Origin of the sequence: Aeromicrobium duanguangcaii, assembly GCF_024508295.1 — a bacterium.
GTDB classification, from domain to species: Bacteria; Actinomycetota; Actinomycetes; order Propionibacteriales; family Nocardioidaceae; genus Aeromicrobium; species Aeromicrobium duanguangcaii.
On record NZ_CP101990.1, the window covers coordinates 3,003,259 to 3,028,693 of the forward strand.

A 25,435-nucleotide genomic window follows, 5' to 3' on the forward strand; every position below is an offset into this window, starting at 1 on the left:
CGCTCCCGGAGGGTCGTCGGTGCATCGGCGATCAGGATCGCGTCCAGCCCCAGAGGTGCGTCACCTACGCTTGGCCCATGAAGATCGCCGTCGCCGGCAGCGGGTATGTCGGCCTCTCGAACGCCGTGGTGCTGGCCCAGCACCACGAGGTGCACCTCGTGGACATCGACCCGGCGAAGGTCGAGCTCGTGAACGCGGGACGCTCCCCCATCGAGGATGTCGAGCTCGAGGAATACCTGCGTTCGCGGCCGCTGTCGCTGCGCGCCACCCTCGACGCCGAGGCGGCCTACACCGGCGCCGACTACGTCATCGTGGCCACGCCCACCGACTACGACCCGGTGACCAACTACTTCAACACCGGCTCGGTCGAGACGGTCGTCCAGACGGCCCTGTCGTTCAACCCCGACGCGCACATCGTCATCAAGTCGACGATCCCCGTCGGCTTCACCGAGGGCCTGCGAGCCGAGTTCCCGGACGCCTCGATCATGTTCTCGCCCGAGTTCCTGCGCGAGGGACGTGCGCTCCACGACAACCTGCACCCGTCACGCATCGTGGTCGGCGACCAGGGTGGGGCCGGCAAGGTGTTCGCCGATCTGCTGGTCCAGGGCGCCGAGGCCGATGACATCCCCGTCCTGCTGACCGAGTCCACCGCGGCTGAGGCGATCAAGCTCTTCGCCAACACCTATCTCGCGATGCGCGTGGCCTACTTCAACGAGCTCGACACGTACGCCTCGCACAAGGGCATCGACGCGGCCCAGATCATCGAGGGCGTCAGTCTCGACCCCCGCATCGGCCACCACTACAACAACCCCAGCTTCGGGTACGGCGGCTACTGCCTGCCCAAGGACACCAAGCAGCTGCACGCGAACTACCAGGACGTCCCGCAGAACCTCATCAGCGCGATCGTCGAGTCCAACACGACCCGCAAGGACTTCATCGCGTCGGACATCCTCGCGCGGGACCCGAAGGTCGTCGGCATCTATCGCCTGATCATGAAGGCCGGATCGGACAACTTCCGCGAGTCGTCGGTCCAGGGGATCATGAAGCGGCTCAAGGCCAAGGGCATCGAGGTCATCGTCCACGAGCCGGCCCTCGCGGAGGACTCCTTCTTCAACTCCGAGGTCGTGAACGATCTCGAGGAGTTCAAGCAGCGTGCCGACCTGATCGTCGCCAACCGCCGGACCGAGGTCCTCGCGGACGTCAGCGAGAAGGTCTACACGCGCGACATCTACGGGCGCGACTGACCGTCAGCGGAACGCCGACGCCAGCGAGTTCGCCGCGAGCGTGGCCAGGTCCTCGGGCGTCAGCCCGAGCGCCTCGCGCACGGCGGTGATGTTGTCGTCGAGGTAGCCGCCGAAGTAGGCCGGATCGTCGGAGTGGATGCTGACGTTCAGGCCCAGCTCCAGCATGTGCTTGAGCGGGTGGTCCTCCATCCGTGCGATGCCCTTGAGGCGCACGTTGGACAGCGGGCAGACCGTCAGCGGCACCCGGTCGCGCACGAGGCGAGCGACGAGGTCGGGATCCTCCAGGCAGCGGACGCCGTGGTCGATGCGCTCGACGCCCAGCACGTCGAGGGCCTCGCGGATGTAGTCGGCCGGGCCCTCCTCGCCGGCGTGGGCCACGCGGTGCAGTCCGTGCGCGGCGGCCAGGTCGAAGACGTCCTTGAACAGACGGGGCGGGTAGTCCCGCTCGGCCGAGTCCAGGCCGATCCCGATGATCGGGGCGCCCATCTCGATCAGCTCCGAGAGCACCTCGACCGCCTCGGCCGGCGGGCGGTCACGCAGGAAGCAGGCGATGAGCGCCGCCTCGACGCCGGTCTCGGACGGCGACCGCTTGATCGCCGCGCCCAGCCCCTCCATCACCGTCGACAGCTCGACACCGCGCACCAGGTGGGCCTGCGGGTCGAAGAACAGCTCGGCCCGCGCCACGTTCGCCTGCGCCGCGCGGTGCAGGTACGCCAGGGCGAGGTCCGTGAAGTCCTGCGCCCTCACCAGCACTTGCATGTTCGCGTAGTACAGGTCCAGGAAGGACTGCAGGTCGTCGAACTCGTACCGGGCCCGCAGATCGTCCAGCCCCGCGTACGGCAGGTCGATGCCGTTGCGCTCGGCCAGCTCGTAGATGAGCTCCGGCTCGAGGGTGCCCTCGATGTGGACGTGGAGCTCGGCAGCAGGATGCGGGGTCATCGGTTCCTCTCGGCGCATGGCGCGACACGAGCCCGCGACAGGATCGTCGTGGGCTCCCCGCAAGGCTACCGACCGGGTGGGTATCACCACCGTCGTGCGGTGGCTCAGGCCAGGGCAGGCGTCCGCAGCCGTGCCAGCAACAGCAGCTGGAGGTCCTCCGGCTCGAGGCGAACGGTGTGGTGCGCCGGGCCGTGGCTCTCGGGCAGGTCGCCCAGCACCACGTTCGTGCCGTCCGAGAGCAGGACCGCGCTGCCTTCGGCCAACGCGCAGGCGACCAGTCGGCCGGGGCCACCGGGGACGATCGCCGCGAAGTCGATGACCAGGCGCGCCATCACGCGCGGCTCGGTCACGAAGGTGAACCGGCGCCAGCCGTCCGGGTCGACGGACTCGACCACGACGTCACCCTCGGAGCGGAAGTAACAGTGCACGGAAGGGCCGTCGATGACGGTGACGTCGTCGACGCGGGTCTCGTAGAGGCTCATCGGGTCGACGTCACCGACGGCGGCGAGCACCTCGGCGACGTTCTTCCTCAGCAGCCGGCCACTGGGCCCGGGCTGCACGAGCTCGCGATCGACGAACCGCCGGTCATGGACCGATCCGATCATCGGGGCACCGGTCGGCGCCACGACGAGCTCGGGGTTCGACGCCCTCCACCAGGAAGCCATCGTGTTCCACCTCCACATCGGCGCCCCCTGCGCCGTCATACATGAGACCACGCAGACCGGCTCGCATGACGCGTTTTGTCACATTTGTCCCAGATGCCCCAGAAACTCGATGGAGGCGTCGAGCACCTCGCGGGACTGCGGGCGCGTCAGGTCGAACTGGAACTCATGACCCAGACCGGGGAAGAAGTGCGGCTCGTTCGTGACGCCCAGGTCCTTCAGCCGCTTCGCGAACGCGCGGCCCTGCTCGGTCAGCGGGTCGTCGTCGCCACCGCTGAGCAGGGTGGGCGGGTAGGCGGCCGTGGCGTGGTCGACGACGGACGCCTGCTTCACGCGCGGATCGGTGAAGTCCTTCGTCCCGAGGTACGCCCAGCCGACCGTGCGCACGAACCAGCCGCCCGCGCCGCCGGCGTTCACCACCATCGGCGGGTCGTAGGGCCCGCAGTGCAGCATCGTCCCCCGCAACTGGGCGGGCTCGAGCGCCGACTCGACGCCGACCTCGCTCGCGTACTTCGGATTGGTCACCACCGCCGCGTACTGGGCCGCGATCTGGGATCCGGCCGAGTCGCCGGCCAGCACGATGCGATCGGGGTCGACCCCCAGCTCGGCCGCGTTCTCCTGCACGTACCGCAGCGCGTCACCCAACTGGCGCAACGGCACCGGATAGTGGTGGTCCGGCGCGAGCGAGTAGTCGATGCCGATGCCCACGTACCCGTGCTGGGCCAACAGCCGCAGGTACGGCGCGGGCTGGGACTTGTCACCGCCGATCCAGGCGCCGCCGTGCACCCACACGATCGCCGGCAAGGGCTTCGTCTGGTCCTCGGGCGACCACACGTCGAGCGTCTCGTCCTTGCCCGTGCCGTAGGCGAGGTCGGTGCGACCGGTCACGCCGGTCGCCGACATGCCCTTGACCTCACCGGTGTCTGTCAGCGAGAACAGCCAGTTGATGACGAAGACCCCGGGCCGCGGGCTGAATTGGGCCCACACTCCGACGGAGAGCAGTGCCACCAACAGCACCAGGAAGCCCCGAAGCACCCACCGACCCACCAGCCGCGCGATTCTCACGGCCCGAGCGTAGTGGCAGATCTCGGCCTGCCCCGGGACACGGCCGCGATCATCTGAGGGACGCGGACCGCCCGGACGAGCCGAGCGGTCCGCCTCCCTCTGTCACTCGGCGGCCCAGGTCACCAGGGCGTCGAGTGCCTCGATCCGCTCGGCCGAGACCAGGAGGGGATTGACCTCCAGGGCCACCAGCTCGTCACCGAGCGCATGGGCGAGCGCACCGATCTGGGTGACCACGCGCGCCAGCTCGTCGATGTCGACCGCCTCGCCACCGCGCGCCCCCTGCAGGACCCGCAGTCCGCGCAGCGAGCCGATCGCTCGACGCACCTCGTCCTGAGCCACCGGCAGGACGCGCAGCGCACTCTCGCCGAGCAACTCGACCCAGACGCCGCCGAGGGCGACCGCGAGAGTGAGGCCCCACGCCGGGTCACGCACCACGCCGACCAGGAGCTCGGTCCCACCGCTGCGTTGCGGTTGCACCAGGACCTGAGCTCCCTCGTGACCGGCCCGGGCCGTCGCCCCCAGGACCTGCTCGACGGCCTCGCGCACCTGCTCCGCCGATGCGAGGTCGAGTTTCACTCCCCCGATGTCGCTCTTGTGCTCGAGCCCCTCGACGGCCGCCTTCACGACCACCGGATAACCGATGCGCTCCGCGGCCGCGACGGCGTCGTCCGCCGACGAGACCAGCTCGGCCGGGACCATGGGCACCCCGTTCGCCGCGAGGAACTTCGCGGCCGACGCCTCCGACCACGACCCCCGGCGCTCAGGCAGGCCGTCGGGGAACGCCGCGGTCACCTGCGGCGGCTGCTGCCGGCCCGCGCGGTGGTTCCGCAGCGTCTCGGACCACCTCACCGCATGCCCGAGCGCGGTCAGCCCGTGCTCGATGCCGCCCGCGACCTGGGGATAGTCCGAGCCCGCCTGGATCATCCGGCCCGTCTCGTTGATGTCCGTCAGGACGTTCCCGACCGGGATGATCGGCGTGGACGCCTCGCGAATCGTGGCCGCGTTGCGGGAGTACAACTCCAGGGCCAGCTGCGGATCGGGAGTCTGCCGCGGCAGGTCCTGCAACATCATGACGAAGTCGATCCCCGGATCGGCCGCCACCACCTGCAGCGCACGGCCCATCAGCTCACGGTCCAGCAGCACGTAGCCCGTGACATCGAGCGGATTGTTCGGTGTGGCGAACGACGGCAACACCTCCCGCAACCGTGCCGTCGTCTCATCGGTGAACTCCGGCAGGTCCAGCCCTTCGTCCTCCGCGCGATCGGCGATGATCTCGGAGGCACCACCCGACGGCGTGACCACGCCGACCCGCTTGCCCGGCAGGGGACCTGTCGCGGCGAGCATGCCGGCCGTGATGATGAGGTCCTCCAGGGAAACCACCCGGATGACCCCGAGCTGCTCGAACGCCGCGGCCACTGTCTTGTCGTCACCGACCAGAGCACCGGTGTGCGCCTGAGCCGTCCGCGACGCCTTCACGCTGCGGCCGATCTTCAGTGCCACGATCGGCTTGCCCGCCTCGAGCGCGGCGCGCGCCACCTCGGCGAACTCCTCGGGCTTGCGCACCGACTCCAGGAACAGGGCGATCGCCTTGGTCTTGGGGTCGGCGACCAGACCACGGACCACGTCGGTCACGGACATGACCGTCTCGTTGCCCATGGCGACCAGCAGCGAGATCCCGATGTTGCGCGACTGCGCGAACGACAGCACGCTGCTGGCGAGCGCGCCGCTCTGCAGCACCACGCCGACCGAGCCGGCGATGAGCGGTTGCGGGATCGGGAGGCCGTACGGAGTGATCCCGTCGGCCGCATTGATGAAGCCGTTCCCGTTCGGGCCGAGGATCGTCACGTCGAGCTCCTCGGCCAGGTCGAGCAGCTCGCGCTCGCGGACCGCTCCCTCGCCACCGACCTCGCCGTAGCCGGCCGTGAGGACGACGTAGTGACGCGTGCCCAGCTCCGCACCGAGACGGATCACCTCGGGCACGACGCCGATCGGCGTCATGACGTAGACCAGATCCACCGCGGCGGGGATGTCCGCCAGCGAGGCGAAGGCCGGGGTGTCGTGCACCTCGGTGGCCTTCGGGTTGACCAGGTAGACGTCTCCGGCGAATCCGTTGACCCGCAGGTTGTTGAACGTGGCGACCGACCAGCCCGACTTGTCCGTCGCGCCGACGAGCGCGACGGACTTCGGGCGGAAGAACGCCATCGGGTCGATGGTCGAGGTCCCGGTCATGACAGCGACGCCCCCACGGTGGTGTGACCGCGCAGGAGGTTGCGCGCGATCGTGCGCTTCTGGATCTCGTCGGTGCCCTCGAAGATGCGCAGCAGGCGCAGCTCGCGGTACCAGCGCTCGAGCGGCAGCTCCTTCGTGTAGCCCATGCCGCCGTGGATCTGCAGCACGCGGTCGACCACACGGTTGGCCATGTTCGTGCCGTAGAGCTTCGCGATCGACGAGGAGTGCCGGGCATCGACGCCCTGCTCCACCTGCCACGCCGCCCGCAGGGTCAGCCAGCGTGCCGCCTCCAGCTCGACCGCACTGTCGGCGATGTGCCACTGGATCGCCTGGTACTCGGCGATCGGCTTGCCCATCGAGACGCGGCTGTTCGCCTGCTCGATCGCCATCTCGATCATGCGCTCGGCGGCGCCCAGCGCCCCGGCCGGGATCATGAACCGGCCCTGGCCGATCCACTGCATCGCCAGGTCGAAGCCGTGGCCCTCCTCGCCGAGGATGTTGCGGTGCGGCACGCGCACGTCCTGGAAGCTGAGGGACGCCGGCCCCCACTCGCCCATCGTCGGGATGGGCGTGGACTCCCAGCCCATGGCCCGGTCGACGAGGAAGCACGTGACGCCGCCGTTGGCGCCGCGCTCGGGGTTCGTCACGGCGAACACCATGACGAAGTCCGCCTCGTTGCCGTTCGTGATGAAGATCTTCTCGCCGTTGATGATCCACTCGTCGCCGTCGCGCACGGCCCGCGTGCGGATGTTCCGGGCGTCCGAGCCGGCACCGGGCTCGGTGATCGCGAAGCAGCTGCGCCGCTCGCCCTCGATCGTGGGGATCAGGAACTCCTGCTTCTGCTCCTCGGTTCCCGCGTAGAGGATGTTGTCGGCCGAGCCGCCGAAGCGGAACGGGACGAACGTTCGACCGGACTCGCCCGCGATGATCGCCGACATGATCGGTCCTGCGGCCATGCCGCCGTACTCCTCGGGGGTGTTGATGCCCCAGTAGCCGTGCTTGCGTGCCTTGGCCTGCAGATCGCGCAGGGTCTCCAGGTCGATGCCCGGTCGCCCCTCACGCTCGTTGAGCAGCACCGTGGACTCCAACGGCATGACTTCACGGGTGATGAACTGGCGCACGGCGTCCTTGACGGCACGCTGTTCCTCACTGAGTTCGAAGTCGATCATGTTCTCTCCTTTGAGAATGGCTTTCTAGAACTTCCCTCTAGAACTGTGTTTAGCATCACGCACGCTTTCCCTGCCGTCAAGGGGCGATTCGGCCTATGCTGAACCAGCCCTGATGCCGAATGACCGGAGCACCGATGCCCGCACCCGAATCGACGCGCCCCAGCGGACGCCGTTGGGCCAAGACCGAGGAGACCCGTCGGCAGGTCCTCGAGGCGGCCGCCGACGTGTTCATCGAGCAGGGCTACACCCAGGCCGGGATCTCCGACGTCGTCGAGCGCGCCGGGTCGAGCGTCGGCAGCGTCTACCACCACTTCGGAGGCAAGGCCGAGCTGTACACCGCGCTCTGGGAGGACTACGTCGCCCGGCTGGCGCGAGCCGCCGCGGGCGCCGTCGCCGACATGCGCAACTCCGGCACGACCGACCCGCTGGCCCAGTTCGAGGCGGGCACCCTGGCCTACCTCGAGGCCGTCTGGCGCGACCGCCGGCTGTTCCCGATCTTCTACTCCGGGGACGCCCCGCCCGGGTTCGAGACCCTGCGCCGTGAACGCAGCGCGGAGTGGGTTCGGCGCAACCTGAAGGTCTTGGGGCTGGGCAACAGCGTCGAGGACCGGATGACCGTCGCGTCGCTGACCAGCCTCGTGGGTGAGGCGGCCCGGTTCTCCGCCGAGTGCAAGACCGTGGCCCAGGCCAAGCGGGTCGCTCGACATGCCGTCGAGCTGATCCGCCGCCTGAACCCCGGCCCTGACTGACGGAGAGTCAGCCGAGCGAGAACCCGGCCCGGCCACGATCGATGACCACCGTTCCGTCGGTCCGTCGCACCCGGAACGCGACGAGACCGGCATCGACGTCCCACACCTCCACCGTCAGCTCGTCCCCCGGCAGGACCGGGGCCGAGAAGCGACCCGACATGGAGCGCATCGCGTCGCCGTCGCCCTTGGCCACGGCGTCGACGAGCGATCGGCACGTGATGCCGTACGTGCACAGTCCGTGCAGGATCGGCCGCGGGAAGCCGCCCCGCGCCGCGAAGGACGGGTCGCTGTGCAGCGGGTTCCGGTCGCCGCTGAGCCGGTAGAGCAGGGCCTGCCCCGGCCACGACGCCGTGACGATCCGCTCGTCGGGGTCCCGGTCGGGCACGGTGTCGTCCGGCGCCGCGGTGGCCTGGCCCCCGAACCCGCCCTCGCCGCGGATGAAGATGCCCGACCGCGAGGTGACCAGCGGCTCGCCGGTCTCGACCAGCACGGCCTCAGCCGCCGACCGCACGAGGGCGCCGCTGCGCTTGTCCTCGATGCTGGTGACCGTCGAGGTGATCGAGACCGTGCCCTGCGGCGGCAACGGCCGATGCAGCTCGATCGCCTGCTCGGCGTGCACGAGCATCGCCGGATCGAAGTCGCCGAGCTTGCGCCCGCGCGTCCCCCACGTCAGCATCACGCCGTACGACGGCACCACCTTCTGACCGCCGCCATCGGGCGGTCCGTGCTCGGTCGTGTACGCCAGGTCCTCCAGCGGGTTGTCGTGACCGGCGCCGACACCGAGCGCATAGAGCAGCGCGTCGGTGCTGGTCCAGGACTTCTCGACCGGGTCGGAGCGCACTCCCACCACGTCATGGTTGAGGCTCATGCCGGGACCTCCTGCGGGACCTTGCCGTTCATCAGGGCGTTGGGCCTGGCCTGAGCCAGCAGGTCCGGCAGGATCGTGTCGAGATCCTCGACCGTCAGGCGGCGCTGCTCCTCCACGCCCGGACCCGCGATCCAGCCCTCGGCGACGCTGACGTGACCGCCGCGCACGTTGAACACCCGGCCCGTCACCTCCTTCGCCGCCGGACTGGCCAGCCAGGCCACCAGCGGCGACACGTTCTCGGGCGCTCCCGGGTTGAACTCCCCCTCCGGGATCTCGGGGCGATCCGTGCGCAGCCCCTCGGTCATCCGCGTGAGCGCGGCCGGGGCGATGGCGTTGACGGTGATGCCGTACCGCGCCAGCTCACGCGAGGCGATGATGGTCATCGCCGCGATGCCGGCCTTGGCGGCGCCGTAGTTGCTCTGGCCCGGGTTGCCGTAGATGCCCGACGAGGACGTGGTGTTGATGATGCGCCCGTCGACCTGCTCACCCGCCCGCGCGAGCTCGCGCCAGTGGGTCGCCACCGCCTTCATGGGGGCGAAGGTGCCCCGCAGGTGCACCTTGATCACCGCGTCCCACTCGTCGATGGTCATGTTGATGAGCGTGCGATCGCGCAGGATGCCGGCGTTGTTCACCAGGACGTCGACGCGGCCGAACGCGTCGAGCGTGGCGGCCAGCAGCCGGTCGGCGCCCTCGGGCTCGCTGATGTCGTCGCCGTTGACGAGGACCTCGCCGCCACGGGCCCGGACCTGCTCGGCGACCTCCTCGGCGGGGCCCTGCTCGGTTCCGGTCCCGTCGAGCGAGGCGCCGAGGTCGTTGACGACCACCGCGGCACCGCGCTCGGCGAACTCCAGGGCGTGGGCGCGGCCGAGACCTCGGCCAGCTCCCGTGATGATGACGACCTGACGGTCAGTTGTGGACATGCTTCCTCCTGTGCTGGACGTGGAATGGGGGCGCCGCGGGCTATCCGCGGGTGAGGACCAGGGTCGCGGCGCTCATGAACATGCCGCCGTTGCCGAGCACGAGGCTCGTCTCGACGTCCTCGACCTGGGCCTCGGCCTGTCCCCTGAGCTGACGGACCGACTCCTGGATGGCGAACATTCCGTACATCCCGGTGTGGGTGTACGAGAGTCCGCCGCCGTTGGTGTTCATCGGCAGGGACCCGCCCGGCGAGGTGTTGCCCTCGGCGACGAACGCGCCGGACTCACCGCGGCCGACGAAGCCCATGTCCTCCAGACCGAACAGCGGGACGTGCGCGAACGCGTCGTAGATCATCAGGTGATCGATGTCGGACGGGCCCATCCCGGCCTCGCGGAACGCCGCCTGGCTGGACAGCTCGAACTGGCGGCACCGGCTCATGTCCTCCATCTGCGACACCATCGGCGTCGTGGCGGCCTCGCCGGTTCCGGTCACCTGCACGAGCGGCTTGTCGGACCCGTGCGCCTCGGCGAACTCCCGCGAGGTCACCACCAGGGCGCCGCCGCCGTCGGTCACCAAGCAGCACATCAGCAGGGTGAACGGCCAGGCGACCTGCCGGGCCGACAGAACGTCGTCGACCGTCAGCTCCTCGCGGAACATCGCGCGGGTGTTGCGCGACGACCACCGGCGCTGCGCCACGGCCACCTCGGCCATCTGCTCGATCGTGTTGCCGGTCTCCTGCAGGAACCGCAGCGCCGGGACGGTGAACGTCGTGGGCGGGCCCAGCACGCCGTACGGCATCTCGAACTGGGCCATCGCCGAGTCGACCGGGCGCGCCCACGGCGCGGCACCGACCCGCGACCGGCCGGACTCACCGTGCGTGATCAGGACGACCTCCGCGTGACCGGCGCGGATCGCCGCGACCGCGTGCCGCACGTGGAACAGGAAGGACGAGCCGCCGACGGACGTCCCGTCGACATACGTCGGCGTGATGCCCAACGCGTGGGCCACCGCGACAGGTCCGGGGCCACCGGTGGAGACCGAAGCGATCCCGTCGACCTGGTCGAGGCGAAGACCGGCGTCAGCCAGCGCGCGACGCGCCGACTGCACGTGCAGCTCCATGGTGGACAGGTTCGGCAGCTTGCCGACCTCCTCGGTCTCGGCAGCGCCGAGGATGACGACGTCGGCGCTCATCGGGTGGCCTCCTCGTCCGGCTCGAAGACCGGGATCTGCAACCTGCCCCGGTCCTCGAAGGCCACGCGCACCGGAAGGTCCAGCGGCAGGTTGGCCGGGTCCGGAACGACGCCGACGATGTTCGTCATCATCCGCGGACCCTCCTCCAGCTCGACCACGGCGATGACCGTCGGCCCGTCGAAACCGGGGGCGGGACGCGCCGAGATGACGTAGGAGTAGAGAGTCCCCCGCCCCGAGCATCGGATCCATTCCAGGTCCTGCGACCCACACGTCGGGCAGGAGGTGCGCGGGTAGAAGAACGGCTCCGTGCAGCTCAGGCACGACTGGATCCGCAGCTCGCCGGCGGCGGTCCCGTCCCAGAACGGTTGCGTCTCGGGAGTGGGGCGGGGCACGAAGCGCTCCGCCACGTCCGCTCGCGGCTTGGTGTCGGTGATGGACATCAGTGATGGGCCTTTCTGGTGATGGAGTCGTGATCGCTCCGGGGTTCGGAGAGGTAGTGCAAGATCGCCTCGACCGAGGCCTGCGCGGCGCGCAGGCGCGTCGATTCCAGATGGGGATGGATCAGACGGGCGATCTCGGCCGACGTGTGGCCCCGGGCGGCGTGCCCGGCGACCTGCTCGACCCGCCGTCGCCGGTCGCTGGTGCGATCGCGCAGGTAGCTGCGCGGCTCGCGCACCACGGGCCCGTGACCGGGGAGGAACACCCAGTCGTCGTCGACCAGCCCGCCCAGCCGGCGCATCGACGCGAGCATGTCCGCGATCGTCCCGTCCGGGTGACTGATGAACGGGTTCACGCGCGCCAGCACGGTGTCGCCCGTCAGCACCAGCCGGCGCTCCGGCACGACCAGGCTCACCCCGTCGGCCGTGTGGCCGGGAGTGCTGAGCACCCACGCCTCGGTCCCGCCGACGTCGAACCTCGTCCCCTCGGGGACCACCCCGCGCTGCACGCGGGGCCGCACGGGTGCGGACCAGCGCTCGGCCAGCGGGGTGGCCGCGTCCGAGTGGTCGTTGTGGTGGTGGCTCAGCAGCACCTCACGAACGTGCGAGCCACTGGACTTCACCACCTCGTCGATCGCGTCGAGGTGCGCCGGATCGTCGGGCCCGGGATCGACCACGACCGCATCGCCGCCGCCGGTCAGCACCCAGGTGTTGGTGCCCTCGAACGTCCACGCGTTCGCGTTGGGCGCGAGCACCAGATGGATTCCCGGTGCCACCTCCACCGGGGAACCCGGTGAAGGCGCGGCACCGTCGACGTCCCACACGTCAGTCCTGCTTCAGCCAGATGTCCTGGTACTCGCGGGCCGAGTAGTCAGGGTGGGGGTTCCACGAGCGCACCCGCGGCGACAACAGGGTCTGACCGTCGTAGACGTACAACGGCAACGGCGTCAGCACCTTCTCGAGGATGTGCCGGTCGATCTCCTGCAGCGCCTTCTCGCGCTGGTCGGCGTCGGACATCGCCTTCTGTGCGTCGATCATCGCGTCCAGCTCGGGGTCGTCGACGTTCGACCAGTTGCGGCTGCCCTGCGAGTGGTACTCCGTGCTCAGGTACTCGTTTGCGGTGAGCATCGGCGTCTGCAGGCCGTACCCGATGTCGTACTTGCCGTTCGGCCAGGTGTCACCGGCGTACGTCGCATAGTCCTGGACCTCGAGCTCGACCTTGATGCCGACCTTCGCCAGGTCCTCCTGGACCCACTGCGCCTCACGGACGATCGTCTCGCCGTAGCCCGTCGTGACGACCATCTTCGCGGAGAACCCGTCGGGGAACCCGGCCTTCTTGAGCAGTCGCTTGGCCTCGTCGGGGTCGTACGGGACGAGCTTCTCGACCTCGTCCGTCGGCAGCGCGCCGAACAGGCTCGGGGTGATCGGACCGGTGACGGTTCCACCGGCACGGATGCCGTCGATCATGCCCTGCTTGTCGATCGCCAACGCCACCGCGCGACGAACCTCGACCTTGTCGAACGGCTTCTTGTCGGCGTTCATGTAGACGCGGGTCTGCGTCGTGCCGGCCTCCTGGCTCTTCTGCAGCCCCTTGACCTGGCTGAGCAGCTGGTCCACCTGCCGCTTCTCGGTCGACAGCGTGGTGATCATGTCGATCTTGCCGCTGCGCAGCGCCGCGATCTGCGCCTGCGCGTCGGGCATGATCGTCGTCGTGTAGCCGTCGAGATACGGCTGACCCTCGACGAAGTAGTCCTGGTTCTTCAGGTAGACGCGCTCCTGGTTGCGCTTCCAGCTGTCGAGCACGAACGGGCCGGTGCCGATCGCGTCGGTCGCCGGATCGAATCCGCCGTTCGTGGCCTCGCACGGCAGGATCGCCAGGAAGGGATTGGCGAGCGTCTCGTCGAACGCCGAGTAGGGCGTCTTGAGCTGGAAGACCAGCGTGCGCTCGTCGGGAGTCGTGAGCGACTCGACGTTCGAGATCAGGCCGAGCGCGTGACCCTGGATCTCCTTGATCCGGTCGAAGGTGCAGACGACGTCATCGACGGTCAGCTCGCGGCCGTTCACCGGAGCCTTGTCGTGCCACACGACACCTTCGCGCAGGGTGACGGTCCACGTCTTCGCGTCGTCACTGGACTTCCATTCCTCGGCGAGGTCGCCCTCGACCTCGTTGGTGCCGTAGTCGATGTCCGGGCCCGTCTTGAACGCCAGGAGTCGGCTGTACACCGCACCCACGGCACTGTGGACCGAATACGCCGGCTCCTTCTGCGGATCGAGCGACGGAGCATCCGCCGTGCCGGCGACCTGGAACGTCCCGCCGGACTGCGGCGGCCCGTCGTCCTCGACGAGCGCGCCCTTGCCGGAATCGGTGCTGCCTCCGGACGAGCTGCCGAAGCAGCCGGACGCGACGACCGCCGTGGCGACGAGTGTGGCGGCGATTCTCGCCCTGCGATGGGAACGGTGCATCGTGTCTCCTTGGGATGAGTGGTGGCGCGGCCCGGAACGGGCCGGTGAAGATGTCGGGGTCGTCATCGGCGTTGCTTGGGATCGAGGAAGTCGCGCAGCGCATCGCCGAGCAGGTTGAACGCGAGCACGGACAGCGACAGGGCGAGGCCGGGGAACAGCGCCATCCAGGGGGCGATCTCGAGTTGGCGCGAGGCCTCGCTGAGCATCCGGCCCCACGACGGTGTCGGCGGCGGTGTGCCGATGCCCAGGAAGCTGAGCGCCGACTCGGCGATCAGCACGATCGCGAACAGCAGGCTCGTGACGACGAACAGCGGCGCCATCAGGTTGGGCAGGCCGTAGCGGAACAGGATCCGCGGCGTGCTGCAGCCCACCGCGCGCGCCGCCTCGACATACGTCTCCTCGCGAATGCGCAGCATCTCGCCGCGAGAGACGCGGTTGAACGCCGGCACCACCAGCAGCGCCAGGGCCAGGATCGTGTTGCGGATGCTCGGTCCGAGCAGCGCGGCGACGAACAGCAGCAGCACGATGGACGGCACCGCCATCAGGGAGTCCATGACGCGCTGGATGACGGTGTCGATCCAGGTCCCGCCGAAGTAGCCGGACACGATGCCCAGCACCAGGCCGATCAACCCGCCGATCGCCAGCGTCGCCACCGAGATCAGCAGCGAGGTGCGGGCCCCGTACATGACGCGGCTGAGCACGTCGCGACCGAGCTCGTCGGTGCCCATGAGGTGACCACCGCCGGGCGGCACCATGATCTCGTCGCGGCTCTGCGCCAGCGGGTTGTACGGCGCGAGCCACGGCGCCAGCGCGGCCAGGGCGACGAACACGACGATGATGATCGCCGCGGCCGCGCCGAGGGGCTGCTCCTTGAAGTAGCGCAGGATCCCTCGCCGTGGCGTGAGCACCTGGGGCTTGGCGGCGCGCCGCGAGAGCCGCGGCATGAGGACGTGGATTCCGGGAATGGTCATGGCATGCCTTCTCAGTAACGGATCCGGGGATCGACGATCGCGTAGAGCACGTCGACGATGAGGTTGACGAGGATGAACAGGCCGCCGTAGACGATCACGCAGCCCAGGACGACCGGGTAGTCGCGTTGCTGGACCGCATCGAAGATCAGCGAGCCCATGCCCGGGATGGAGAAGATCGACTCGAGGATCACGGTGCCGCCGAGGATCGAGCCGACCTGCAGGCCCAGCAACGAGAACACCGGGATCAGGCTGTTGCGGCCCGCGTGCTTGAACAGCACGTTCCATTCCGAGGCCCCGCGGGCCCGGACGGTGCGGATGAAGTTCGATCCGAGCACCTCGAGCATCGAGGACCGCAGCATGCGGGCCACACCCGCCATCGAGCCCACCGCGAGCGCGAAGGCCGGCAATGCCAAGTGAGTCAGGTTCTGTCCCAGGTTCTCCCCGGGACTGGCGTAGACCAGCGGAGCCGACCAGCCGAACCACTGCGCCAGGAACGTGATCAACAGGAGCGCAAGCCAGAAGTTCGGCACCGACATCCCCACGACGGCGAGGATCCGCATCGCCTGGTCCAGCAGGGAGTTCTGTTTCAGCGCCGAGGCGACGCCGAGCGGGATGCCCAGCAGCAGACCCAGGACGAGCGCGAGCAGACCCAGCTCGAGGGTGGCCGGCAGCCGCTCGGTGATGTGCTCCAGTACGGGACGGCCGTCCTCGAAGGACGTGCCGAAGTCCAGCCGCACCAGGTCGGACATGAACGTCAGGAACTGGCTCAGCACCGGTTGGTCCAGCCCCAGCTCGGCCGCTCGTTGAGCCACCTGTTCATCGGTGGCTCCCGGCGCGTCCGCCAACTGCAGCCTGACGACGTCACCGGGGATCGCCCGCAGGGTCAGGAAGGTGAACGATGCGACGAGCCCCAGGACGAGAAGGCCGTATCCGAGCCGACGACTCGTGAACATGATCATGCGCGGACTCCGCTCTCCGCGCCCTCGACCAGGTGGCAGGCGGCGGACCGCTCCCCCAAGGTCAGGAGCGTGGGCTCGAGGTGGTCGCAGGGCTCGAAGCGTCGCGGGCACCGGGTGTGGAAGTGGCATCCGGACGGCGGCCGACTGGGGCTGGGGATCTCGCCCGACAGCGGGGCCCGCAGCTCGCCCCGCCGCTCCAGCGACGGGACGGCCTCGACGAGTGCCGCCGTGTACGGGTGCAGCGGCGCGCCCATCAGGGTGTCCGTCGGCCCGGACTCGACGACCTTGCCCAGGTACATCACGCTGATGCGATCGGACATGTACCGCACGACGTTCAGGTCGTGGGCGATGAACAGGTAGCTCAGTCCGAGCTCGCGCTGGACGTCGCGCAGCAGGTTGAGGATCTGCGCCTGGACCGAGACGTCCAGGGCCGAGACGGCCTCGTCGCACACGATCAGCTCGGGGTTCGTGGTCAGCGCCCGGGCGATGCCGATGCGCTGGGCCTGGCCACCGGAGAACTGGTGCGGGTACCGCTCCAGCGCGCTCGAGGGCAGACCCACCAGGTCGAGCAGCTCGCGGCATCGATTCCGCCGCGACTCCGCGTTCCCGACCCCGTGGACGATCATCGGCTCGGTCAGGACCTCCTCGATCGTCATCCGCGGGCTGAACGAGCTGACCGGGTCCTGGAAGACCAGCTGCATGCGGCGGCGCAGGTGCGCGAGGTCGCGGCGACGCAGCGTCGAAACGTCCGTGCCGTCGAACCTGACCGAGCCCGCCGTGGGCTCCAGCAGGCTCAGCGCCAGCCGGCCCAGCGTCGACTTGCCCGAGCCGGACTCACCCACCAGGCCGACGGTCTCGCCACGGCGCACCGACAGCGACACGCCGTCGACGGCGCGCACGGGCGGTTGCTTGCGCCGACCGGGGAAGTGCTTCACCACCTGGTCCAGCTCGAGGATCGTGTCGACCGCGGGGCCCGGCTCGTCCACGGCCAGCGGCCGGGCGATCGCGGCGCTCATCGGACCGCTCCGGCCAGGTGGACCGCTTCGGGGGTGCCGGTGCCGGCGCGCCAGCACCGGGCGTGCCGGTCCTCGATGTCCAGCAGCGCCTGCGGCTCCAGGCAACGATCACCGTCCGACAGCGGGCACCGACTCGCGAAGCGGCACCCCTGCGGCATGACATCGAGCCCGGGAACCTGGCCGGGGATGGCCGGCATGGGCTCGTCGCGCGGGGTGTCGGGGCGAGGGATCGCCCGCAGCAACGCCTGCGTGTACGGATGGCGGGGGTCGCTCAGGATCTGCTCGGCCGTTCCGGTCTCGACGACCTCGCCGGCGTAGAAGACGACCACGCGGTCGGCCATCTCGGCGACCACGCCCATGTCGTGCGTGATCAGCATCAGGGCCACGCCGGTTTCGCGTTGCAGATCGCGGATCAGGCGCAGCACCTGCGCCTCGACCGTCACGTCCAGCGCTGTCGTGGGCTCGTCGGCGATCAACAGGCGCGGGGAGCACGCGAGCGCCCCGGCGATCATGACGCGCTGACGTTGTCCGCCCGAGAGCTGGTGGGGGTACGCGTCGATCTTCGACTCCGGGTCGGGGATGCCGACCTGCGACAGCAGCTCGACCGCGCGGGCCCGGGCCTCCTTGCGGCTCAGCCGCTGGTGCACCTGGATGGCCTCGCGCAACTGGCTGCCGATCGTGAACAGCGGGTCGAGCGCGGTCATCGGGTCCTGGAAGACGATCGAGATGTCGTTCCCGCGGATCCGCCGCAGCTGCTGCCGGGTGGCGTGGGTGATCTCCTCGCCGTCCCAGGTCACCGTCCCGCCGCTGATCCGGCCGTTGCCGAGGAGGCCGAGGATCGCGAGCGCCGTGACGCTCTTGCCCGATCCGGACTCGCCCACCACCGCGACGGTCTCGCCAGCATCGATCTGCAGACTCACCCCGCTGATGGCCTCGACGGTTCGGCCGCCGGTGCGGAACTCCACGTGCAGGTCGTCGACGTCGACGAGCCGACCGTTTGGTGTGGTCATCCTTGATCCCCAATCTAGAATGTGACTCTAGGATGGGTTGATCATCCAGCCGTGCCGTTGATGTGTCAAGGGTCACATCCAGCACCATCGGTCCCACCCCGCGTCCTGCGTGCGATATGAGACATCGGGATATACAAGAATGACGTTTTAGAATAACGTTCTAGCCGGAGGTGCCGTGAAGAGCCAACACTCGGGCGTCAGTGCTGCCGCATGGTCGACGTTGTTCGTCGTGTGCCTGGTCAGCATGTTGATCGGCCTCAATTCCAGTACGGTCAACGTCGCCCTGCCCGCACTGACCCGTCATTTCAACGCCTCGCACTTCGAGGCCAGCTGGCTCGTGCTGTCGTACATGGTCGCCAGCACGGCCTGCCTGCTGCTCTTCGGACGCATCAGCGACATGGTCAACCAGCGGATGCTCTACCTCGGCGCCCTGGCGATGTACACCGCCTGCAGCTTGGCCTGCGGCTTCGCTCCCACCGTGGAGTGGCTGATCGGACTGCGCACCGTCGCCGCCCTGGCCGGCGCGGTGCTGCTCGGCAACGGCGCGACCCTGATCCACTCGGTCTTCCCCAAGGACTCGCTCGGCTCGGCCATGGGCCTGTACGCGGCCTCGTTCCCCGTCGCGAGCCTCATCGGCCCGATCGCCGCAGGCTTCGTCCTGGAGATCACCGACTGGCGCTGGATCTTCTGGATGAACGTGCCGGTCGGGCTGATCGCGTTGTCCGTCGGCTTCTTCCTGCTGCGGCGGCACCGTGATCGCAGTGAGGCGACCGGCCTGGACCTGCCGGGGAACGTCCTGGTCATCGGTCTCATCACCTTGACGACCGTGGGCATCTCGATGGTGAGCGAGTTCGGCTGGAGCAGCCCGTTCGTCTACGGGAGCCTGCTGATCGCCCTGCTGCTGATCCCGCTGCTGGTGCTGGCCGAGCGCCGGAGCCCGTTCCCGGTCATCGACGTCGCCACGCTGCGCACCCACGGGGTCGGCCTGCTGCTGCTGGCCGGGTTCTTCCTCAGCGCCGGGCGGTTCCCCGCGATCGTCCTGATGAGCCTGTACATGCAAGGACCCCTGGGCCTGCGCCCGGTCGAGACCGCGGTGCTCCTGCTCCCCATGCCGATCGGCAGCGTCCTCGGATCGCTGTGCGTCGGCTGGCTGTCCCGGCGTCGCACCGCCCGGCACATCTCGATGATCGGCGCGATCGTCGGTCAGGTCGGGATGATGCTGCTGACCGTCGCCGTGTTCGGGCAGACCGAGTGGGCCATCGCGGCCGGGCTCGTCCTGGTCGGCATGGGCACCGGACTGTTCATCGGCTCCAACGCCACGTCGCTGCTCGAGGCCACCCCGGACGACAGCCTCGGCGTCGTCAACGGGATGCGCCTGGCCGTCCAGAACACCGGCAACGTGCTGAGCCTCGCGATCGGCCTCACCCTGCTGACGGTGGGCCTGTCACCCGCCATGGGCGAGGCCGTCCTGCAGGCCTCGATCCCGGGCGACAAGGTGCCGCCCGAGATCATCGCCGGATTCGGCTGGTCGCTGACCCTGCTGTGCGTGCTGGGCCTGATCGGCACGGCGGTGTCGATCACCGCGGCCACCCGGCAGCCGGCACCGAGCCGGGGGGTCCAGGTCCCCGTGTGGAGCGGGGTCTCGGAGACCCCGTGACCGTGGCCTAGATGCCCATCGAGCGGCCGATGATCTCCTTCATGATCTCGGTCGTGCCGCCGTAGATCGTCTGGATCCGGGTGTCGAGGTACGCCTTGCTGATCGGGTACTCGCTCATGTAGCCGTAGCCGCCGTGCAGCTGCAGGCAGGAGTCGGCGGTCTTCTTCTGCAGCTCGGTCGTCCACCACTTGCCCGCGGCGGCGTCCTCGATCGACAGCGTGCCCTCGTTCAGCGCCTCGATGCTGCGGTCGACGAACACCTGCGCGATGCGCTGCTCGGTCTCCAGCTCGGCCATCACGAACCGCGAGTTCTGGAACGAGCCGATCGGCTTGCCGAACGCCTTGCGGCTCTTCACGTACTCGAGCGTCTGGTCGATCATCGTGCGGCAGGCGGCGGCCGCAACGACCGAGATCGTCAGGCGCTCCTGCGGCAGCTTCTCCATCAGGTAGATGAAGCCGCGGCCCTCCTCACCGATCAGGTTCTCAACCGGGACGCGCACGTTGTCGAAGAACAGCTCGGCCGTGTCCTGGGCCTTGAGCCCCATCTTGTCGAGGTTGCGACCGCGCTCGAAGCCGGCCATCCCGCGCTCGACCGCGATCAGCGAGACGCCCATGGCGCCTGCCTCGGGGTCGGTCTTGCAGGCGACGATCACGAAGTCGGAGTTGATGCCGTTGCTGATGAACGTCTTCGAGCCGTTGAGGACGTAGTGGTCGCCCTCGCGCACCGCCGTCGTCTTCATGCCCTGCAGGTCCGAGCCCGTGCCCGGCTCGGTCATCGCGATCGCGGTGATCATCTCGCCCGTCACGAACTTGGGCAGCCAACGCTGCTTCTGCTCGTCGGTGGCGTAGCTGAGCAGGTAGCCCGAGACCAGATCGGTGTGCAGCGGGAAGCCCACGCCGCTGGCGCCGACGCGGGTCAGCTCCTCCTGGAGCACGACGTTGTAACGGAAGTCGGAGACGCCGCCGCCGCCGAACTCCTCGGGCATCATGAAGCCGAGGATCCCCAGCTCGCCGGCCCTCAGCCAGACCTCGCGCGGGACGATGCCGTCGTGCTCCCACTGCTCGTGGTGCGGGACGACCTCCTTCTCGAGGAAGGACCGCACGGTGTCGCGGAACGACTCGTGCTCGGACTCGAACAGCGTGCGCTGCATCAGCTCTCCTGGTTCTCGACGACGACCTTGTTCTGGATCAGGTCGTCCACACCCTCGATGCCCCAGTCGGTCAGGGCCTCTCGCGTGCTGGCGCCCGGACGGTCCGGGGCGCGGTGGATCGTGGTCTCGGTGACCGAGAAGCGCGGCGCCGGCGCCGGCTGGGTGACGCCGTACTCGGTGACGTACGTGCCGCGGGCGACGTTGTGCGGGTGCTCGTACGCCTCCTCCAGCGCCATCACCGGGGCGACGCACGCGTCGGTGCCGGCGAACAGCGCGGTCCACTCGGCCTGCGTGCGGCTGAGGAACCAGCCGCGCAGCGTCGCGCGCAGCTCGGTCCAGTTCTTGGGGTCGTTGCGGTCGGGCAGGTCGCCGAGCCCGACCGACGCGAAGACCTCCTGCATCGCGTACCAGAACCGCGGCTCGAGCCCGCCGACGCTCATCCAGTAGCCGTCCGACGTCTCGTACACGTCGTAGAACGGGGCGCCGGTGTCGAGCAGGTTCTCGCCGCGGCGCGGGGACCAGGCCCCGGCCTGCTGCATGCTGATGGTCATCGCCAGCAGGTGCGCGACGCCGTCGGTGATCGCCGCGTCGACGACCTGGCCCTCGCCCGTGGCGCGGGCGTGCGCCAGCGCCGCCAGCACGCCGGCGACGAGGTACATCGAGCCGCCGGCGAAGTCGCCGAGCAGGTTGAGCGGCACCTGCGGGGGTCCGCCGGCGCGGCCGATCGGGTCGAGCCCGCCGGCCACCGCGATGTAGTTGATGTCGTGCCCGGCGCGGTCGGCCAGCGGGCCGGTCTGGCCCCAGCCGGTCATGCGGCCGTAGACCAGGCGCGGGTTCCGCTCGAGCGCGACGTCGGGTCCGAGACCCAGCCGCTCCATCACGCCGGGACGGAATCCCTCGAGGAGGATGTCGGCGCGCTCGATCAGGTCGAGCACCACGTCGACGCCTTGGTCGCTCTTGAGGTCGACAGCGGCGCTGGGCCGGTTCCGACCGAGAACATCGCGCTCGGGGGGTGCCACCTGCAAGGCGTTGCCACCCGGGCGATCGATGCGGATGACGTCGGCGCCGAGATCGGCCAGGAGCATGGCGGCGAACGGTCCGGGCCCGATCCCCACCATCTCCACGACACGCACGCCGATGAGAGGTCCTGTGTTCTGGGTCACGCCGCGATTCTGACACCATCGCTGTCACAGTGGCAACAGGGCATCCGTTCTGCACGCACAGCGCACCCCGTGAGCCGGTTCACGCCTCGATGTTTCTGTGGCATGCTGCAATGCGACATCGCAAGTGTCACATCGACGCGGGTCGATGTGCGAGAACGGGAGTCCCATGCTGAGCGAACTGGCGTACACGCGACGAGGACAGGGCGAGCCCCTCGTCCTGCTGCACGGCATCGGACACCGCCGGGCCGCCTTCGAGCCGATCTTCGACGACCTCGCGGAGTCCTACGACGTCATCGCCGCCGACCTGCCGGGTCTGGGCGACTCCCCGCCGCTGCCGAAGGGCACGGGCTACTCGGCCGAGAACGTCACCGCCGCCATCGTCGAGAACTTCCAGAAGTGGGGCATCGAGAACCCGCACGTCGTCGGCAACTCCCTGGGCGGACTGCTGGCGATCTCGCTGGCCCAGAACGGACACGCCCGCTCGGCGACGTGCCTGGCCCCGGCCGGCTACTTCCGCCCGTGGAGCCTGCTGCAGGCCGGTCTCACCCTGATGCCGCTCAAGATCGGCTCGTACCTGCCGAAGCCGATCCTGCGACTGGTCTCGAAGACCACCTTCGGCCGGTTCTTCATCGGCTGGTCGCTCTACCACCGACCCGGCCGCTACGCGCCCGAGCGCGTCTACGGCGACTCACTGGCGATGAAGAAGGGCTCCGGCTTCTGGCCCTACTTCCTGCGCTGTATCCCGCTGGGGTTCACCTCACCCGAGTCGTTCCGCGGCTCGGCCCGGGTGCCGTTGACGATCGCGTGGGGCGACAAGGACAAGATCCTGCACAAGTCGCAGGCCAAGCTGGCCGCCAAGCGGATGAAGCGCGCCGAGTTCGTGACCTTGAAGGACTGCGGGCACGTGCCCATGGGCGACGACCCCGAGCAGGTCGTCGCCGCGATCCTGCGCACGGCCGAGCGCGCCGACCTGACCGTGGCGCAGGACGACGCCTCCGTCGCCTGACCGCGTACGACCCGCTTAGGGTCGGGCATGCGCTTCTCCACGTCCGGGAAGGTCCGCCGGATCGACCTGACCCTCGCCGCCGCCGTGATCACCGCCCTGCGCGACGAGTGGGCCGGGCTCACCTTCGGGCCCGGCGGCGCCGTCATGAACCCGCTCACGGACGAGCCGTTCCGCGACCTCGTACTGGCCGACGGCCGGCACCGGACGCCCGGCGCGCGGTACGAGCTGATCACGCGGACGCCGGTGTTCGAGCCGGACCCCGAGCAACTGCGCGACCTCAACGCCGAGATGTTGGACGGGAAGGACATCGGCGCTGCTGACATCGACTGGCAGGCCTACGGCGCCCGCAGCCGCGCCATCAGCGTGCAGACCGGCATGACCGAGTCGACGACGGCCTTCACGCTCATCGCCGACGACGCGCGCCACCTCGCCGTCTCGGTCACCGACCCCGCGGGGGTGTGGTCGGTCGAGGTGGACCTGATCCACGGGCAGTTGCCGCGCGTGGAGCTCGCCGGGCGCCACGACGCGACCGCGATGATCGCCGCCGAGGGAGCCCCCGGGTGCCTCGCTCGGCTGCTCGGCGGGATCGCGACCGGCACCGCGAGCATCGACCTCGCGGCGCTCGAGCAGCGCGGCAAGGGCACTCTGGCGCAGGCCTCCGGGCAGTTCAACCGCTTCCGCGGCACCGGCTCGGTCGACCTCAAGACCTCGGCCCGCGCCTGGGACGTGAAGGCCGGCGCCACCGTGCGGGGAAGGGGCCTGGGTCGACCCCTGCTGTGGTTCTTCGGCTCGCGCGCCCGCCGGGCGTTCGACGAGGCGGCCGCCTCCTTCTGGGACCGCCTGCCCCAGACGATGAACGAGACCGAGGCCGGGCTGCGCGAGCTGGCCGACCTGGCCCGCAGCGAGGGCGGGCTCGACCGCGTCGTCCGCCACACCCTGTGGGAGGACGGGTACGCCGACCGCGTGATGCCGCTCCGCGCCTAGGCCATGTGGCGCTCGAGGAACGCCCGGGTGCGCGGATCGCGCGGTGCGGTGAACAGCTGCTCGGGCGGGCCCGACTCGACGATGCGGCCGTCGGCCAGGAACACGATCCGGTCGGCGCACTCGCGCGCGAAGCTCATCTCGTGGGTGGCCATGACGATCGTGCGGCCCTCGTTCTTGAGCTCGCGGACCACGTCGAGCACCTCGCCCACGAGCAGCGGATCGAGCGCGGACGTGACCTCGTCGAGCAGCAGCAGTTCCGGATCCATCGCCACGGCGCGCACCAGCGCCACGCGCTGCTGCTGGCCGCCCGACAGTGAGTCGGGGAACGCGTGCGCCTTGGACTCCAGGCCGACCCGGGTGAGCAGTTCGAGCGCCCGGCTCTGGGCCCGAGACTTGGCGACACCCTTGACGCGGCGCGGGCCGATCGTGAGGTTCTGCATCACCGTCAGGTGCGGGAACAGGTTGAACGACTGGAACACCATCGCGATCCGCGACCGGGCGGCGTTCTCGTCGATCGCCGGGTCGGTCAGCTCGAGATCGCCCAGGTGGATGTCGCCGTCGTCGGTCAGCTCGAGCAGGTCGACGCAGCGCAACAGGGTGGACTTGCCCGACCCGGAGGCACCGATCAGGCAGACGACCTCGCCGCGCTCGACGTGCAGGTCGATCCCGTCCAGGACCAGGTGGTCGCCGAACGACTTGCGGACTCCCTCGACACGCAACATCAGCGGCCTCCCTGCCGGCGCATGGACCGGATCGTCAACCAGTCGGTGAATCGCGCCAACGGGATCGTCACGACGATGAAGAACACCGCGGCGACGCACATCGAGGTCACGTTGAACGTGGTGGCCTGGTAGACCTGCGCCGCGCGCAGCGCCTCGACCAGGCCGATGACCGACACCAGGGCCGTGTCCTTCTGGAGCGACACGAAGTCGTTCATCAGCGGCGGCGTCACGTTGCGGATCGCCTGCGGCAGGATCACGCAGACCAGTGTCTGGCCGTAACTCAGGCCCAGCGCGCGGCCGGCTGCCCACTGGGTCGGGTGGATCGAGAGGATGCCGGCGCGCAGGACCTCGGCCACGTACGCGCCGTAGCTCAGGGTCAGGGCGATGACGCCCAGCCAGAACAGGCTCGTGGGGACCCCTGCCATCCCGAGCGCCGGGAAGCCGAAGCCCACCAGCATCACGATCAGAATGGTCGGGATGCCGCGGAAGATGTCGGTGTACGCCGCGGCGAGGAACTTGAACGGCGCCATCGCCGCGGACGGGATGACGCGGATGACGGCCACCAGCAGCGCCAGCGGCAGGACGAGCGCCTCGACCGTCAGGAAGAGGCGGACGTTCAGCCAGAAGGCGTCGAGGATCGCCGGGAACGACTCACGGGCGTGGTCGGCACTGAAGTAGACCTCGCGCACGCGCGGCCACCCCGGCGCCTGGGTGATGAACCAGGCGGCCAGGGTGAGCACGACGATGCTCGAGATCGTGCCCGCGGCCACGCGCCGCAGCGTGCGCCGACGCCGGTAGGCGTTGCGCTGCTGCTGGCGCGCGGACGGGTGGTCCGGGCCGGCCAGGCCCGTGAGTGAGGTCAC

Annotated in this window: 24 protein-coding genes; 5 read left to right on the forward strand and 19 right to left on the reverse strand. The window is 69.5% G+C overall.

Annotated elements, in window-relative coordinates:
• Window positions 1-77 precede the first annotated feature (77 nt).
• The gene (locus tag NP095_RS14645; protein WP_232418460.1) at window positions 78-1,244 is read left to right on the forward strand and encodes a nucleotide sugar dehydrogenase; all 1,167 of its coding nucleotides are present in this window, start codon (window positions 78-80) and stop codon (window positions 1,242-1,244) included.
• Between the two features lie 3 nt (window positions 1,245-1,247).
• On the opposite strand, the gene NP095_RS14650 is transcribed toward NP095_RS14645, so the two are convergent.
• The 5 genes from NP095_RS14650 to NP095_RS14670 all read right to left on the reverse strand — a co-directional run bounded on the left by NP095_RS14650 (window position 1,248) and on the right by NP095_RS14670 (window position 7,308).
• Entirely contained in the window at window positions 1,248-2,183 is a 936-nt protein-coding gene (locus NP095_RS14650; RefSeq protein ID WP_232418458.1) for an adenosine deaminase, read from the reverse strand.
• 104 nt (window positions 2,184-2,287) lie between these two features.
• Window positions 2,288-2,848, reverse strand: a complete 561-nt coding sequence (locus NP095_RS14655) for a hypothetical protein (protein WP_232418456.1) — start codon at window positions 2,846-2,848, stop codon at window positions 2,288-2,290.
• 78 nt (window positions 2,849-2,926) lie between these two features.
• Entirely contained in the window at window positions 2,927-3,910 is a 984-nt protein-coding gene (locus NP095_RS14660) for an alpha/beta hydrolase (RefSeq protein ID WP_232418454.1), read from the reverse strand.
• A 102-nt stretch (window positions 3,911-4,012) separates the two neighbouring features.
• The gene (locus NP095_RS14665) at window positions 4,013-6,139 is read right to left on the reverse strand and encodes an acetate--CoA ligase family protein (protein WP_232418452.1); all 2,127 of its coding nucleotides are present in this window, start codon (window positions 6,137-6,139) and stop codon (window positions 4,013-4,015) included.
• Entirely contained in the window at window positions 6,136-7,308 is a 1,173-nt protein-coding gene (locus NP095_RS14670; RefSeq protein WP_232418449.1) for an acyl-CoA dehydrogenase family protein, read from the reverse strand. Before NP095_RS14670 ends, NP095_RS14665 begins: the two co-directional genes overlap by 4 nt.
• A 134-nt stretch (window positions 7,309-7,442) precedes the next feature.
• On the opposite strand from NP095_RS14670, the gene NP095_RS14675 reads away from it, so the two are divergent.
• Entirely contained in the window at window positions 7,443-8,057 is a 615-nt protein-coding gene (locus NP095_RS14675) for a TetR/AcrR family transcriptional regulator (protein WP_232418447.1), read from the forward strand.
• 7 nt (window positions 8,058-8,064) lie between these two features.
• Here NP095_RS14675 and NP095_RS14680 read toward each other — a convergent pair whose 3' ends face one another.
• The 10 genes from NP095_RS14680 to NP095_RS14725 form a co-directional block, all read right to left on the reverse strand.
• Window positions 8,065-8,925, reverse strand: a complete 861-nt coding sequence (locus tag NP095_RS14680) for a MaoC/PaaZ C-terminal domain-containing protein (RefSeq protein WP_232418445.1) — start codon at window positions 8,923-8,925, stop codon at window positions 8,065-8,067.
• Entirely contained in the window at window positions 8,922-9,845 is a 924-nt protein-coding gene (locus tag NP095_RS14685) for an SDR family oxidoreductase (RefSeq protein WP_232418443.1), read from the reverse strand. Before NP095_RS14685 ends, NP095_RS14680 begins: the two co-directional genes overlap by 4 nt.
• A 40-nt stretch (window positions 9,846-9,885) precedes the next feature.
• A complete protein-coding gene (locus tag NP095_RS14690) occupies window positions 9,886-11,034 on the reverse strand; it encodes a thiolase C-terminal domain-containing protein (RefSeq protein WP_232418441.1) in 1,149 nt (382 codons plus the stop codon).
• A complete protein-coding gene (locus NP095_RS14695) occupies window positions 11,031-11,474 on the reverse strand; it encodes a Zn-ribbon domain-containing OB-fold protein (protein WP_232418439.1) in 444 nt (147 codons plus the stop codon). Before NP095_RS14695 ends, NP095_RS14690 begins: the two co-directional genes overlap by 4 nt.
• Window positions 11,474-12,226, reverse strand: coding sequence for an MBL fold metallo-hydrolase (locus tag NP095_RS14700; protein ID WP_232418437.1), 753 nt, complete (start codon window positions 12,224-12,226; stop codon window positions 11,474-11,476). The genes NP095_RS14695 and NP095_RS14700 overlap by 1 nt, the downstream gene beginning before the upstream one ends.
• A 70-nt stretch (window positions 12,227-12,296) precedes the next feature.
• Entirely contained in the window at window positions 12,297-13,934 is a 1,638-nt protein-coding gene (locus NP095_RS14705; protein ID WP_232418435.1) for an ABC transporter substrate-binding protein, read from the reverse strand.
• Window positions 13,935-13,996: 62 nt separating this feature from the next.
• Window positions 13,997-14,905, reverse strand: a complete 909-nt coding sequence (locus NP095_RS14710; RefSeq protein ID WP_232418433.1) for an ABC transporter permease — start codon at window positions 14,903-14,905, stop codon at window positions 13,997-13,999.
• Window positions 14,906-14,916: 11 nt separating this feature from the next.
• Window positions 14,917-15,864: an ABC transporter permease gene (locus tag NP095_RS14715; RefSeq protein WP_232418431.1), complete on the reverse strand. Its 948-nt coding sequence runs from the start codon at window positions 15,862-15,864 to the stop codon at window positions 14,917-14,919.
• A complete protein-coding gene (locus NP095_RS14720) occupies window positions 15,861-16,880 on the reverse strand; it encodes an ABC transporter ATP-binding protein (protein ID WP_232418429.1) in 1,020 nt (339 codons plus the stop codon). Before NP095_RS14720 ends, NP095_RS14715 begins: the two co-directional genes overlap by 4 nt.
• Window positions 16,877-17,890, reverse strand: coding sequence for an ABC transporter ATP-binding protein (locus tag NP095_RS14725; RefSeq protein WP_232418427.1), 1,014 nt, complete (start codon window positions 17,888-17,890; stop codon window positions 16,877-16,879). Before NP095_RS14725 ends, NP095_RS14720 begins: the two co-directional genes overlap by 4 nt.
• A 175-nt stretch (window positions 17,891-18,065) precedes the next feature.
• Between NP095_RS14725 and NP095_RS14730 the strand changes: the two genes are divergently transcribed.
• Window positions 18,066-19,547: an MFS transporter gene (locus NP095_RS14730; RefSeq protein ID WP_232418425.1), complete on the forward strand. Its 1,482-nt coding sequence runs from the start codon at window positions 18,066-18,068 to the stop codon at window positions 19,545-19,547.
• 7 nt (window positions 19,548-19,554) lie between these two features.
• Here NP095_RS14730 and NP095_RS14735 read toward each other — a convergent pair whose 3' ends face one another.
• Both NP095_RS14735 and NP095_RS14740 read right to left on the reverse strand, forming a co-directional pair.
• Window positions 19,555-20,697 carry an acyl-CoA dehydrogenase family protein gene (locus NP095_RS14735; protein WP_232418423.1) on the reverse strand — a complete coding sequence of 381 codons (1,143 nt, stop codon included), beginning with the start codon at window positions 20,695-20,697 and terminating at the stop codon, window positions 19,555-19,557.
• Window positions 20,697-21,860, reverse strand: coding sequence for a CaiB/BaiF CoA transferase family protein (locus NP095_RS14740; RefSeq protein ID WP_232418421.1), 1,164 nt, complete (start codon window positions 21,858-21,860; stop codon window positions 20,697-20,699). Before NP095_RS14740 ends, NP095_RS14735 begins: the two co-directional genes overlap by 1 nt.
• Window positions 21,861-22,026: 166 nt before the next feature.
• Here NP095_RS14740 and NP095_RS14745 point away from each other — a divergent pair, with 166 nt between their 5' ends.
• Window positions 22,027-22,866 (forward strand): alpha/beta fold hydrolase, encoded by an 840-nt coding sequence (locus tag NP095_RS14745; RefSeq protein ID WP_232418419.1) that lies wholly within the window; start codon window positions 22,027-22,029, stop codon window positions 22,864-22,866.
• Window positions 22,867-22,893: 27 nt separating this feature from the next.
• Complete coding sequence (locus NP095_RS14750; RefSeq protein WP_232418417.1) at window positions 22,894-23,850, forward strand: hypothetical protein; 957 nt, start codon at window positions 22,894-22,896, stop codon at window positions 23,848-23,850.
• Here the strand turns inward: NP095_RS14750 and NP095_RS14755 are convergent.
• Together NP095_RS14755 and NP095_RS14760 are read right to left on the reverse strand one after the other, a co-directional pair.
• Window positions 23,847-24,572: an amino acid ABC transporter ATP-binding protein gene (locus NP095_RS14755; protein WP_232418415.1), complete on the reverse strand. Its 726-nt coding sequence runs from the start codon at window positions 24,570-24,572 to the stop codon at window positions 23,847-23,849. The two genes, NP095_RS14750 and NP095_RS14755, sit on opposite strands and share 4 nt — an antisense overlap.
• Window positions 24,572-25,435 (reverse strand): amino acid ABC transporter permease, encoded by an 864-nt coding sequence (locus tag NP095_RS14760; protein ID WP_232418413.1) that lies wholly within the window; start codon window positions 25,433-25,435, stop codon window positions 24,572-24,574. Before NP095_RS14760 ends, NP095_RS14755 begins: the two co-directional genes overlap by 1 nt.

Bases quoted from the DNA above. Each gene is read 5' to 3' on its own strand.
- NP095_RS14645 (WP_232418460.1), top strand. From the start codon at position 78: ATGAAGATCGCCGTCGCCGGCAGCGGGTATGTCGGCCTCTCGAACGCC.
- NP095_RS14650 (WP_232418458.1), bottom strand. From the start codon at position 2,183: ATGACCCCGCATCCTGCTGCCGAGCTCCACGTCCACATCGAGGGCACC.
- NP095_RS14655 (WP_232418456.1), bottom strand. From the start codon at position 2,848: ATGGCTTCCTGGTGGAGGGCGTCGAACCCCGAGCTCGTCGTGGCGCCG.
- NP095_RS14665 (WP_232418452.1), bottom strand. From the start codon at position 6,139: ATGACCGGGACCTCGACCATCGACCCGATGGCGTTCTTCCGCCCGAAG.
- NP095_RS14670 (WP_232418449.1), bottom strand. From the start codon at position 7,308: ATGATCGACTTCGAACTCAGTGAGGAACAGCGTGCCGTCAAGGACGCC.
- NP095_RS14675 (WP_232418447.1), top strand. From the start codon at position 7,443: ATGCCCGCACCCGAATCGACGCGCCCCAGCGGACGCCGTTGGGCCAAG.
- NP095_RS14680 (WP_232418445.1), bottom strand. From the start codon at position 8,925: ATGAGCCTCAACCATGACGTGGTGGGAGTGCGCTCCGACCCGGTCGAG.
- NP095_RS14685 (WP_232418443.1), bottom strand. From the start codon at position 9,845: ATGTCCACAACTGACCGTCAGGTCGTCATCATCACGGGAGCTGGCCGA.
- NP095_RS14690 (WP_232418441.1), bottom strand. From the start codon at position 11,034: ATGAGCGCCGACGTCGTCATCCTCGGCGCTGCCGAGACCGAGGAGGTC.
- NP095_RS14695 (WP_232418439.1), bottom strand. From the start codon at position 11,474: ATGTCCATCACCGACACCAAGCCGCGAGCGGACGTGGCGGAGCGCTTC.
- NP095_RS14705 (WP_232418435.1), bottom strand. From the start codon at position 13,934: ATGCACCGTTCCCATCGCAGGGCGAGAATCGCCGCCACACTCGTCGCC.
- NP095_RS14710 (WP_232418433.1), bottom strand. From the start codon at position 14,905: ATGACCATTCCCGGAATCCACGTCCTCATGCCGCGGCTCTCGCGGCGC.
- NP095_RS14715 (WP_232418431.1), bottom strand. From the start codon at position 15,864: ATGATCATGTTCACGAGTCGTCGGCTCGGATACGGCCTTCTCGTCCTG.
- NP095_RS14720 (WP_232418429.1), bottom strand. From the start codon at position 16,880: ATGAGCGCCGCGATCGCCCGGCCGCTGGCCGTGGACGAGCCGGGCCCC.
- NP095_RS14725 (WP_232418427.1), bottom strand. From the start codon at position 17,890: ATGACCACACCAAACGGTCGGCTCGTCGACGTCGACGACCTGCACGTG.
- NP095_RS14735 (WP_232418423.1), bottom strand. From the start codon at position 20,697: ATGCAGCGCACGCTGTTCGAGTCCGAGCACGAGTCGTTCCGCGACACC.
- NP095_RS14745 (WP_232418419.1), top strand. From the start codon at position 22,027: ATGCTGAGCGAACTGGCGTACACGCGACGAGGACAGGGCGAGCCCCTC.
- NP095_RS14750 (WP_232418417.1), top strand. From the start codon at position 22,894: ATGCGCTTCTCCACGTCCGGGAAGGTCCGCCGGATCGACCTGACCCTC.
- NP095_RS14755 (WP_232418415.1), bottom strand. From the start codon at position 24,572: ATGTTGCGTGTCGAGGGAGTCCGCAAGTCGTTCGGCGACCACCTGGTC.